The organism is Mesorhizobium sp. M4A.F.Ca.ET.050.02.1.1, from assembly GCF_003997725.1.
Taxonomy (GTDB): domain Bacteria; phylum Pseudomonadota; class Alphaproteobacteria; order Rhizobiales; family Rhizobiaceae; genus Mesorhizobium.
Map to the genome: position 1 here is coordinate 1 of NZ_RZSG01000160.1, position 9,855 is coordinate 9,855.

Genomic DNA, 9,855 nt, shown 5'->3' on the forward strand with positions numbered 1-9,855 from the left:
TCATGGCTCGTTTTCGAATCGATCTGCGTGCCGAAGCCTTCCGCAGCGTGCTTGGCTTCACGCTCGGCCATTGGCGGCGCCAGCCGTGGCGGCTTTCGCTGATCATGGCCGCCTTCCTTTTGTCGACGCTGGCCGATGTGCTGACGCCGCTCTATTCCGGACGGCTGGTCGACGCCGTCGCCAGCAGTGGTGCTGCCGACGACGTCGCCTGGAACGCGGCAATCTCAGCCTTCTGGATGCTGGTCGCCCTGGCGCTGACCGGCGTCGTGCTGCGCAACGCCGCCTTCATGGCCATCGTCGAGCTGACGCTGAAGATGATGGCCGACATCGCCGCCGACGCCTTCCACCGCGTCCAGCGTTTTTCCACCGACTGGCATGCCAACAGCTTCGCCGGCTCGACCGTGCGCAAGATCACGCGCGGCATGTGGGCGCTCGACCTGCTCAATGACACGATCCTGATCGCACTGTTGCCGTCGGTCGTCATGCTCGTCGGCTCGACCCTGCTGCTCGGCTGGTTCTGGCCGCTGATGGGCGCGGTGGTCGCCGCTGGCTCTGTGCTGTTCATCATGGTGACGGCGATGCTGTCGCTTGGCTATGTCGCGCCGGCGGCCCGGCTCGCCAACACATGGGATACGCGCCTTGGCGGTTCACTCGCCGATGCGGTGAGCTGCAATGCCGTGGTCAAGGGTTTCGGCGCCGAGGCGCGCGAGGAAGCGCGTCTTGCCTGGGTCGTCGCCAAATGGCGCGCCCGCACCCGCCGCACCTGGGTGCGCGGCACCGTCAACGGCACCACGCAGGGCACGATGCTTCTGCTGCTGCGGACGGCTGTGATCGGTCTGGCGCTGATGCTGTGGGCGTGGGGCGAGGCCAGCGCCGGCGACGTCGCCTTCGTGCTCACCTCGTTCTTCGTGCTGCAGGGCTATCTGCGCGACATCGGCACGCATATCCGCAACCTGCAGCGTTCGATCAACGACATGGAGGAACTGGTCGACTTCCAGGCCGAACCGCTCGGCATCGAAGACCGGACGACCGCGGGGCCGATCCGCATCAGCGATGGAGGCATCAGCTTCGACAAGGTCACCTTCCACTATGGCAACCATCGGCTGCCGCTCTACCGCGATTTCTCGGTCGAAATCGCGCCCGGCGAGCGCGTCGGGCTGGTCGGCCATTCCGGTTCGGGCAAGACGACCTTCGTCAAGCTGATCCAGCGCCTCTACGATGTGAACGCCGGCAGGATCCTGATCGACGGCCAGGATATTGCCGAGGTGGCGCAGGCATCACTGCGCGCGCAGATCGCCATCGTCCAGCAGGAGCCGATCCTGTTCCACCGCTCGCTGGCCGAGAACATCGCCTATGCCCGGCCCAGCGCCACGCAGCCCGAGATCGAGCATGCGGCGCGGCTGGCGAGCGCGCATGAGTTCATCGCCAACCTGCCGAAAGGCTATGGCACGCTGGTCGGCGAGCGCGGCGTGAAGCTGTCGGGCGGCGAGCGCCAGCGGGTGGCGATCGCGCGTGCCTTCCTCGCCGACGCGCGCGTCCTGATCCTCGACGAGGCGACGTCCAGCCTCGATTCGGAATCGGAGGTGCTGATCCAGCAGGCGATGGAGCGGTTGATGGTCGGCCGCACGACGCTGGTCATCGCCCACCGGCTGTCGACCGCCAGGGCGCTCGACAGGCTGCTGGTGTTCGATCGTGGCCGCATCGTCGAGGAGGGCTCGCATGACCAGCTGATCCGGCTGAACGGCGGCATCTATCGCCGCTTGTTCGAACGCCAGGCGCTCGAGCTGACCAAGGGTCTGGTCATCTGACGTGAAAGAGGGCATCCACTCGCTCCGGACGCCCTTCAAATCGACACAGAGGCAAGGCCCGCTGAGGCGATCAGCCGTAGTGCAACTTCGGCTTCGGCTCGGTGCCGGTGAACTGGACGCCGACGCGATCGTTGCGGCGCCAGCGGACCTCCGATCGGTAGGCGACGCCGTCGACCGGTACATAGAGCAGGAAGCGATCGGGAACGCGGGCGTCCGGCGCGACCTTCAGCTCGGCGCCGCCCTCATTCTGGTTGCGCAAGGTGCAGCTGATCTCGGAATTCTTGATGCCGGTGATGATCGAACCGCCCTTGAGCACGCGCTGGCGGTGCTTGCGACGGCTGTCGCTGGAATTGTTTTCGAGTGGTTGTGTGGTGTTGGTCATCGCCAAGTATGCCAGGGCAGCCGAATCGATCTTAGAGGTCATACTGGCGCGCGGCAATGACCGGTCCGAAGCATGGCTCCGCCGTGCCGGTGTTAGGCGGTCAATTCACGCGAATTTGCGCGGATTGGCGCAGAAATGGGCGATGATCTGGCAGAGGTCCGGCTCGTTGACCATGCGCACGGCTTCGGTCGAGTTCACCCATTTGCGGGTGCGCGCCCGCTTTTCCTTCCAGCGGTCGGCAACGCGGTCGACCCGCAGCGGGAAGACCAGCACCTCGCAAGGCACTTCCTCGCCGGAAGCGAGTGCCTTGGCATAGAAATAGCGGCCGGCTTCGAGATGGGAGACCGTGCCGCGCAACCCGGCTTCTTCGCCGGCCTCGCGCGCCGCCGCCTCGCAAAGCGGCTCCTTGGCTTCCGGCCAACCCTTGGGCAGCACCCAACGGCCGGTGTCGCGGCTGGTGATCAGCATGATCTCGACGCCATCGCCGGCCTCGCGCCAGGGCAAAGCGGCAACCTGCAGGCGGCACGGCGCGGTGCCGAACAGTCGCCGGACCCTTTCGGCTAGATGATAGTGCGTCGTTGGCCTCGTCAACATTGGAGAAGCTAGCCCCAGCCCTCGAACTCGTTGTCGCCTTAAGAAACGAATCTTACGACCGATTATACGCAACAAAAGTAAAAAACTTCACAGGAACTTGTTGAATTCCACCAAGAAAAGTCGATCACGCGAAACAGGGCTCTCGGCGCTCCTTGCTCGCGTAGCAAAAAAATGCACGCTGAATCGTTTCAGTAGAATATCTAACCAGGTCAGCCGGCGTGATCGTCGGCGATCGGCTTCTGGTAAGTGAAGCCCATATCCCAGGGAAAGTAGATCCAGGTATCCTGGCTGACCTCGGTGACGAAGGTATCGACCAGCGGTCGCCCCTTCGGCTTGGCGTAGACGGTGGCGAAATGCGCCTTAGGCATCATGGCGCGTACGATGCCCGCGGTCTTGCCGGTGTCGGTGAGGTCGTCGATGATCAGCACACCGGCGCCGTCGTCGGCGAGCAACGCCGGCGTGATTTCCTTCAGAACCTGCAACTGCCCCTGGCTGGTGTAGTCGTGATAGGAGGCGACGCAAACCGTCTCGATGACCCGGATGCCGAGCTCGCGCGAGATGATGGCGGCTGGCACAAGGCCGCCGCGGGTGATGCAGACGATCGCCTTCCACTGCCCCTTGCTGGCGCCGGCAAGCCGCCAGGCAAGCGCGCGGGCGTCGCGGTGGAACTGGTCCCAGGAGACCGGGAAGGCTTTTTCGGGAAGGGACATTTTTCGCGCACTCCGCAACACGCGACCAGGCGCGTGACGACATCCAAGGGGAATGCAGGCGGAATTAGCGGGAAAATGCCGCCCTTGGCAAGGTGGCGGCTAGCGATACCGGTGGACTTAACGCCGCGCTTGCTTTGAACGGCGTTAGGTCATCTAGACAGGAAGGCCGCCACTGGCGCGGTGCGCAGCACCGTGCGTGTCACGCCGCCGAACAGCAGTTGGCGCAGCCAGGAATGGCTGTAAGCGCCGAGCACGAGCAAGTCGGCGCCGGTCTCGGCGATGCGTGTCTGGATCAGGTCATCGACGGAACCGCCGTTCGACCTCTGCACCGAGACGCTGACGGTGGCGCCGTGCCTGGAGAGCGCCGCGGCGATCTCGGCGCCGGCGGCCTCCGGGGCTTCGTCCAGCGTCTCCGGCGGATCGATGATCAATATGTCCGTCTTCTCCGCCTCGCTGATGAAGGGCAGGGCGTCGAAGGCGGCGCGTGCGGCCTCCTTGCTGCCGTTCCAGGCCAGGAGCACACGCTTGAAGGTTGTGATGAGGGGGCCTTCATGCGGCACCACGAGCACGGGCCGTCCGGCATCATAGACCAGCGTGTCGACATCGGCGCTCGGATCGCCGCCGGTGTCGCGCTGGGCGGCGATGATCAGGTCGGCTGCACGGACGCTTGAAATGCCGGTCAGCGCGCTGTCGCCGGAAAAGCTCTCGAGGCTGCGCCACTCGAAGGATAGGCCCGACGCTTCGATGCGCCTCAGGAAAAGCGCTTCCAGCTTGTCGGCGCGTTCCCGGTTCATCTCGGCCGACACCTGCAGGAACTCGGTGTCCGGAAAGCCGGTCGCCGAGGTGTAGGGGACTGGAAGCGCCTCGGCATGGATGCCGACGAGATGGCTTTGAAAGCGGTCGGCAAGCGGGATGGCGCAATCGAGCACGCGCTCGGCGTCCTGCTCGTTCTGCAATATGGCGACGATGGTCTTGAAGCGCATGGCAATCCCTCATCTTGCGGCGATCGAAAATCGCCTGCGACAAACGCTAGAGGAGCGCGCTTGGTTCCGGAATGACCTGGATCAACCGGCCGCCTTGGCGAGACCGGCCACCATGGCTTCGACATCCCTGCGCGCGGCCTCCAGCGCTTCCTCGCTGCGGGCGCGCACGACGAGTTCGGTCCAGAACTTGCCGTCGCCATATTTCGGGTAAGAGCCGATGATGGTGTCGGAATGCGCCTTCTGGATATCGGCCAGGGGGCCGCCGATCAGGCCCTCGCCGAACGGGCACTGGACCGTCACCGACAGCATTTTGGTCCCCGCCTTCAGCGTCGGCACGACATTGTCGAGCATGGCCTGGAAGATCGACGGCACGTCGGCCATGACATGGACGTTGCCGATGCGGAAGCCCGGCGCGATAGACACCGGATTGTTGATATGGTCGGCGCCACGCGGCATGCGCGCCATGCGCTTCCTCGCCTCGGTGTATTCAATGCCGCGCGCGGCATAGCTCGCTTCCAGCATCGCATAGGCCTTGGCGTCGTATTCGCATGGCACGCTGAACGCCTTGGCGATCGAATCGGCGGTGATGTCGTCATGCGTGGGGCCGATGCCGCCGGTGGTGAAGACGTAGGTGTAGCGAGCGCGCACGGCATTGACCGCGGCGACGATCTCGTCCTCCTCGTCGGCAACGATGCGCACTTCCTTCAGGTCGATGCCTATGGCCGTCATGATGTCGGCAAGGTGGCCGATGTTCTTGTCCTTGGTCCGGCCCGACAGGATCTCGTCGCCGATGACGAGCATGGCGGCGGTGACAATTTCAGGCATGGCTGGCTCCGGCAAACAGGGTCGCCTGAGATAGCGCGGCGATGGGCCGCCGGCAATCAGCCAGCACTATGCCACGGCGGCGCCTTGCAGCGACATCTGCGGCGGGGAATCTGCCCCGGTCTGCTGCGGGTGGAAGATGTCGATATCGATTCTGTGGTGGCTGCTCGGTGGCGTGGTCGTGCTGGCGGTCGTGGTGCTTCTTTTTTTGGTGCTGGCGACATGGTGGATCGCCGCCAAGGCGAAACGGCTGGTGCCGGCGCGCGGAACGTTTGTCGAGATCGACGGCAACCGCATCCATTATGTCGAGGAAGGCGAGGGCAGGCCGATCGTTTTCCTGCATGGGCTAGGCGCCCAGCACCATCATTTCCGCCACACGCTGTTCGGCCGTTTTGGCCCCGGATATAGGCTGATCGCGCTCGACCGTCCGGGCTCTGGCTATTCGGTGCGGGCTGGCGACGCCACCGGGCGACTGCCCGAGCAGGCCGAAATCGTGCGGCGCTTCATCGACAAGCTGGGGCTGGAGAAGCCGCTGGTCGTTGGTCATTCGCTGGGCGGCGCAATCGCGCTGACGCTGGCGGTGGAGCACCCCGGGAGGATTTCGGGCATCGCCTTGCTCGCACCCCTGACGCATCTGGAAACCAGGGTGCGCCAGAAATTCGACCTGCTCTACGTTCCTTCGCGGCTGCTGCGCCGGATCATGGCGTATACGGTGGCGATACCGTTGAGTTTGAAATACGCGGAGCCGACAATGAGGTTCATCTTCGCGAGCAGGCCGTTCCAGGTGACTATATGACCGGAGGAGGCGGCTGGCTCGGGTTGCGGCCCGCCCATTTCCATGCAACCTCGACCGATGTTGTTGCGGTGGAACAGGATCTCGGCCGCATCGAGCAGCGCTATGGCGAGATCGCCATGCCTGCCGGCATTTTGTTCGGCACCGCCGACCGCGTCATTGGCATGGCTGTCCATGGCCAACCGATGCGGGACAGGCTCAAAGGGCTCGATTTCGAGGCCGTCGACGGCGTGGGCCACATGCCGCAATTCATCGAGCCGGAGCGCGTCGCCGCTTTCGTCAGGCGCATTGCCGAGCGGGCGTTTGCTGGCTGAACATCACCCAGCCCTCACGACAATTCACTGAACCTTCGACGTGACCATCGGGTCTGACCCATGTCGCATCAGGGAGCAAAACCAATGATGATGAGACTGCTTGCAGCCTCGGCTTTGACGATCGGCCTCGCCACATCGGCATGGGCCCAGTCGGCCGAGACAACGTCTGGAAGCCATCGCAACTGGCTGTTCGAAACGAAGACACGTTCCCCGTCGATCGCAACACCACGGCCAGCATTGCCGGCAGCGATGCGTCAGGCCTGAACACGCTGGGCAACCCCGACCCGGCCGGGTCCTGCGCCTCTAGCACGTCCGGACCCGACGCCGTTGCCGGGCAGAAAGTCAACGATCAGTATTGCGGCAAGTAGACCGCACGCTTTCCAAGTGGCGGCAGGATGCCCTGGCGGGTATCGGCGGCCGCTGCGGCAAGGGCCGCGCCAGGAGCAGACGCTAGTCGGAAACTTCGGTTTGTGGCCGATCCCGGCCGTCGGCCAGTTCGTCGTGCCAATTGCCTTCGGCGTCCTCGTACTGGATGCCGTCCGTGGCGCCGGCGATCTGCTGCTCGGCCGAAGCGATCTCGGCGGCGCGCAGCGCGTCCTGGTGGGTAGGAAACGTCTCCGAAAAGGTCGCACCGACCTTGTAGGCCCAGCCGCCATCGTGCTCGACGATCTTGTAAGTCAGCTTCGCCATGAAGTCCTCCGGTTGAAAAGCCCCCTTTTGCTCAATGCAGCCGATCGTCGGGCAAGCGGTCGTCGGGCACCAGCACTTCCGATTCCTTGGCCGCTTCGATCAAGGCCCGGCGCGCATCCGCCGTCGAACGATATCCTTCCAGCACTTTGAGGCAAGTGTCGACGGCATCACGATGCCGCGGGCCGCGATTGAGCGGCCAAACCGTCATCAGGCATTCCGCCGCTTCTTTTGTGCTGCGGATCTGGCGATATTTGCCGACATGGCCGAGTTCGACCACCACCGGCTTTTCAAAAGGCTTGCTGTCCATCATGGCCGCAAACGCAAAGCAGCCAATTTGGTTGCAATCGTGTCTTCCAGGCTGCGCCCAAACGTCTCAGCGAAGTTGGTCAGCCCGCCGCCTTCATCCAATGCCGCATCGTCGTCACCGAGCGGGCAAGCTGCGGCGCCGGGTGGATTTCCTCGCCGAAGGTGGCCGCGGCCCGCCATCCCCAGCGTGGATCGGCGAGGAAGGCGCGCGCCAGCGCCACCATGTCGGCCTGGCCCTCGGCAACGATCGCCTCGGCCTGCTTCGGATCATCGATCAGGCCGACGGCTCGGGTCGGGATGCCGGCGCCCTTGCGCACCGCTTCCGCCAGATGCACCTGGTAGCCGGGGCCCGACGGCAGCTGCTGCAGGGGGGAATTGCCGCCGCTCGAGCAGCAGAGATAGGCGATGCCCTCGGCCTTCAACGCCTTGGTGACCGCGATGGCGTCCTCGACATCGAAACCGCCTTCGACCCATTCCTTGACCGACAGACGCGTGCCGATCATCAGCCCGGGGACGGCTTGCCGAACCGCCCTGGCGATCTCCAGGACAAAGCGCATGCGGTTTTCCAGCGAACCGCCCCAGCGATCGGTGCGCTGGTTGGAGAGCGGCGACAGGAATTGGAAGATCAGGTAGCCGTGCGCGGCGTGCAGTTCGATGAAGTCGAAGCCGGCGCGCTCGGCACGCCTCGCCGCATCGGCGAAACGCTCGATGACCTGCAGGATCTCGTCTTCCTCCAGCGCGTGCGGCACCTGCCAGCCCTTGTCGTAGGCGATGGCCGAGGCTGACACGATCGGCCATTGATCCTCGCCGGCCGCGAGCGGACCGCCGCCTTCCCACGGCTTGCGATTGGAGGCTTTGCGGCCGGCATGGGCAAGCTGGGTGCCGAATTTCGTGCCGGGCGCGGCGACGCGTCTTGCCGCGTCCAGCGTTCGCCGGGCAGCGGCTTCGTTGTCGTCGGAATAGAGGCCGAGGCAGCCATGTGTGATGCGGCCGCGCCGCTCGACGTCGGTCATCTCGACGGTGACCATGCCGGCGCCGGACATGGCGAGGTTCATCCAATGGTATAGATGCCAATCGCTGGCGGAACCATCCTCGGCCGAATACTGGCACATCGGCGCGACTGCGATGCGGTTGGGGAAGGTGAGGCCGCCAAGCGTGATCGGCTGGAAAAGCGATGAGGTCATGAAAGGAGCTCCGGCAGGGGATGCTGTAATTTAGGCAAGGGCGCCGGCACGCACCAGACACGAGGCGGTGAAACCTGCTTCTGGCCCAATCGCTGGCCGGATTGCATGAGCGCCGGTTCGCGGCTACGCCTTGCCGCCGGCACAGGAGTTCATCATGGAAGATCGCATTCGCATCCGCTCGGAAGAGGTGCTGTCCGACGACTGGGCGGTCCTGAAGAAGACGGTGCTCGATTATCGCCGACGCGACGGGCAGTGGGAGACGCAGATCCGCCAGACCTACGATCGCGGCGATGGCGCGGTGATTCTGCCCTTTGATCCCGCTCGCTCGACCGTGCTCTTGGTGCGGCAGTTCCGGTATCCGGCCTATGTCACCGGCCATCGCGAGCCCCTGATCGAGGCCTGCGCCGGCCTGCTCGACGAGAACGACCCGGAAACCTGCATCCACAAGGAGGCGGAGGAAGAGCTCGGCTACCGGCTGAAGGACGTCGAGCGGCTGTTCGCGCCCTATATGAGCCCGGGCAGCGTGACGGAGCGGCTCTGGTTCTTCGTCGCGCGCTACACGCCGGCCGACCGCATCTCGGCCGGCGGCGGCGCGCCGGAAGAGGGCGAGGACATCGAGGTGCTGGAGATGACGCTCGACGACGCGCTGGCCGGCATCGCCGACGGGCGCATTGTCGATGCCAAGACGATCATCCTGATCCAGCACCTGAAATTGTACCCGATCGCAGCCTGAACGCGGCTGCCGGACGCTCTGCATTTACGCGTCCGCACATGGGCGGTTGACGTTTCGGCCCGAAGCCCCGAAAAGCAACGGGCGCGGACGTGGCGGAACTGGTAGACGCAAGGGACTTAAAATCCCTCGATCTCTGATCGTACGGGTTCGATTCCCGTCGTCCGCACCATCGCACTGGCGCGATCACGGAATTACGCTCAGCGCCCACCTTGCTAAGTTCCTCTGGCGGCGGACTTGATCCGCCTAGGGCCGGCGTCTTACCCCAAAGCCCCCCGCCCAACAGGCGCCGGCCTCTTTTTGTCAGAGATTATTGCGATCACTCCTCGCGAAACTCCTGGTTCTGTTCCGTTAGCGGTCGCTGAAATACCTTGTCGCGATTGAGCATTCACCCTAAACTCTGCCCTTCTCAAAGCGTGCCCAGTCCTCCGGTTTGACACAGGGGGTAGCGAATGCGCCGCGTTTTGCTTTTGCTTCCATTGGTGCTTTTGCACCTTCCGATTGCAACGCATGCCGCCGCTATCCACGACGCCGCCACG

At 64.4% G+C, this 9,855-nt stretch carries 12 protein-coding genes and 1 tRNA gene; 5 read left to right on the forward strand and 8 right to left on the reverse strand.

Annotated features, from left to right (window positions below; all coding sequences use genetic code 11):
* The first annotated feature begins 2 nt into the window (after positions 1-2).
* Positions 3-1,808: an ABC transporter ATP-binding protein gene (locus EOA33_RS13410; RefSeq protein WP_127405829.1), complete on the forward strand. Its 1,806-nt coding sequence runs from the start codon at positions 3-5 to the stop codon at positions 1,806-1,808.
* A 70-nt stretch (positions 1,809-1,878) separates the two neighbouring features.
* Here the strand turns inward: EOA33_RS13410 and EOA33_RS13415 are convergent, their stop codons facing one another.
* From EOA33_RS13415 to EOA33_RS13435, 5 genes are all read right to left on the reverse strand, one after another.
* A complete protein-coding gene (locus tag EOA33_RS13415; RefSeq protein WP_126054324.1) occupies positions 1,879-2,190 on the reverse strand; it encodes a PilZ domain-containing protein in 312 nt (103 codons plus the stop codon).
* 105 nt (positions 2,191-2,295) lie between these two features.
* Complete coding sequence (locus tag EOA33_RS13420) at positions 2,296-2,784, reverse strand: NUDIX hydrolase (RefSeq protein WP_126054325.1); 489 nt, start codon at positions 2,782-2,784, stop codon at positions 2,296-2,298.
* 209 nt (positions 2,785-2,993) lie between these two features.
* A complete protein-coding gene (gpt, locus tag EOA33_RS13425) occupies positions 2,994-3,494 on the reverse strand; it encodes a xanthine phosphoribosyltransferase (protein WP_027145490.1) in 501 nt (166 codons plus the stop codon).
* A gap of 149 nt (positions 3,495-3,643) precedes the next feature.
* Positions 3,644-4,477, reverse strand: a complete 834-nt coding sequence (locus EOA33_RS13430) for a universal stress protein (RefSeq protein WP_126054326.1) — start codon at positions 4,475-4,477, stop codon at positions 3,644-3,646.
* 81 nt (positions 4,478-4,558) lie between these two features.
* Positions 4,559-5,302, reverse strand: coding sequence for a competence/damage-inducible protein A (locus tag EOA33_RS13435; RefSeq protein ID WP_127405830.1), 744 nt, complete (start codon positions 5,300-5,302; stop codon positions 4,559-4,561).
* A gap of 136 nt (positions 5,303-5,438) precedes the next feature.
* Here EOA33_RS13435 and EOA33_RS13440 point away from each other — a divergent pair, with 136 nt between their 5' ends.
* Both EOA33_RS13440 and EOA33_RS40450 read left to right on the forward strand, forming a co-directional pair.
* Positions 5,439-6,095 carry an alpha/beta fold hydrolase gene (locus tag EOA33_RS13440; RefSeq protein ID WP_245455456.1) on the forward strand — a complete coding sequence of 219 codons (657 nt, stop codon included), beginning with the start codon at positions 5,439-5,441 and terminating at the stop codon, positions 6,093-6,095.
* Complete coding sequence (locus EOA33_RS40450) at positions 6,092-6,406, forward strand: hypothetical protein (RefSeq protein ID WP_245455457.1); 315 nt, start codon at positions 6,092-6,094, stop codon at positions 6,404-6,406. Before EOA33_RS13440 ends, EOA33_RS40450 begins: the two co-directional genes overlap by 4 nt.
* A 450-nt stretch (positions 6,407-6,856) precedes the next feature.
* On the opposite strand, the gene EOA33_RS13450 is transcribed toward EOA33_RS40450, so the two are convergent.
* The 3 genes from EOA33_RS13450 to EOA33_RS13460 all read right to left on the reverse strand — a co-directional run bounded on the left by EOA33_RS13450 (position 6,857) and on the right by EOA33_RS13460 (position 8,586).
* Positions 6,857-7,096, reverse strand: a complete 240-nt coding sequence (locus EOA33_RS13450) for a DUF2188 domain-containing protein (RefSeq protein ID WP_126054328.1) — start codon at positions 7,094-7,096, stop codon at positions 6,857-6,859.
* Positions 7,097-7,127: 31 nt separating this feature from the next.
* On the reverse strand, positions 7,128-7,406 hold the full coding sequence (locus EOA33_RS13455) for a DUF982 domain-containing protein (protein WP_126054329.1): 279 nt from the start codon (positions 7,404-7,406) through the stop codon (positions 7,128-7,130).
* A 76-nt stretch (positions 7,407-7,482) separates the two neighbouring features.
* Positions 7,483-8,586, reverse strand: a complete 1,104-nt coding sequence (locus tag EOA33_RS13460; protein WP_127405831.1) for an NADH:flavin oxidoreductase/NADH oxidase — start codon at positions 8,584-8,586, stop codon at positions 7,483-7,485.
* 154 nt (positions 8,587-8,740) lie between these two features.
* Here EOA33_RS13460 and EOA33_RS13465 point away from each other — a divergent pair, with 154 nt between their 5' ends.
* Together EOA33_RS13465 and EOA33_RS13470 are read left to right on the forward strand one after the other, a co-directional pair.
* Positions 8,741-9,319: an NUDIX domain-containing protein gene (locus tag EOA33_RS13465; RefSeq protein ID WP_127405832.1), complete on the forward strand. Its 579-nt coding sequence runs from the start codon at positions 8,741-8,743 to the stop codon at positions 9,317-9,319.
* 83 nt (positions 9,320-9,402) lie between these two features.
* Positions 9,403-9,488, forward strand: a tRNA-Leu gene (locus tag EOA33_RS13470).
* Positions 9,489-9,855 lie beyond the last annotated feature (367 nt).

Excerpts from the sequence above, each read along its gene's own strand:
- EOA33_RS13410 (WP_127405829.1), top strand. The coding sequence starts at position 3 with ATGGCTCGTTTTCGAATCGATCTGCGTGCCGAAGCCTTCCGCAGCGTG.
- EOA33_RS13415 (WP_126054324.1), bottom strand. The coding sequence starts at position 2,190 with ATGACCAACACCACACAACCACTCGAAAACAATTCCAGCGACAGCCGT.
- EOA33_RS13420 (WP_126054325.1), bottom strand. The coding sequence starts at position 2,784 with ATGTTGACGAGGCCAACGACGCACTATCATCTAGCCGAAAGGGTCCGG.
- gpt (WP_027145490.1), bottom strand. The coding sequence starts at position 3,494 with ATGTCCCTTCCCGAAAAAGCCTTCCCGGTCTCCTGGGACCAGTTCCAC.
- EOA33_RS13430 (WP_126054326.1), bottom strand. The coding sequence starts at position 4,477 with ATGCGCTTCAAGACCATCGTCGCCATATTGCAGAACGAGCAGGACGCC.
- EOA33_RS13435 (WP_127405830.1), bottom strand. The coding sequence starts at position 5,302 with ATGCCTGAAATTGTCACCGCCGCCATGCTCGTCATCGGCGACGAGATC.
- EOA33_RS13440 (WP_245455456.1), top strand. The coding sequence starts at position 5,439 with ATGTCGATATCGATTCTGTGGTGGCTGCTCGGTGGCGTGGTCGTGCTG.
- EOA33_RS40450 (WP_245455457.1), top strand. The coding sequence starts at position 6,092 with ATGACCGGAGGAGGCGGCTGGCTCGGGTTGCGGCCCGCCCATTTCCAT.
- EOA33_RS13450 (WP_126054328.1), bottom strand. The coding sequence starts at position 7,096 with ATGGCGAAGCTGACTTACAAGATCGTCGAGCACGATGGCGGCTGGGCC.
- EOA33_RS13455 (WP_126054329.1), bottom strand. The coding sequence starts at position 7,406 with ATGATGGACAGCAAGCCTTTTGAAAAGCCGGTGGTGGTCGAACTCGGC.
- EOA33_RS13460 (WP_127405831.1), bottom strand. The coding sequence starts at position 8,586 with ATGACCTCATCGCTTTTCCAGCCGATCACGCTTGGCGGCCTCACCTTC.
- EOA33_RS13465 (WP_127405832.1), top strand. The coding sequence starts at position 8,741 with ATGGAAGATCGCATTCGCATCCGCTCGGAAGAGGTGCTGTCCGACGAC.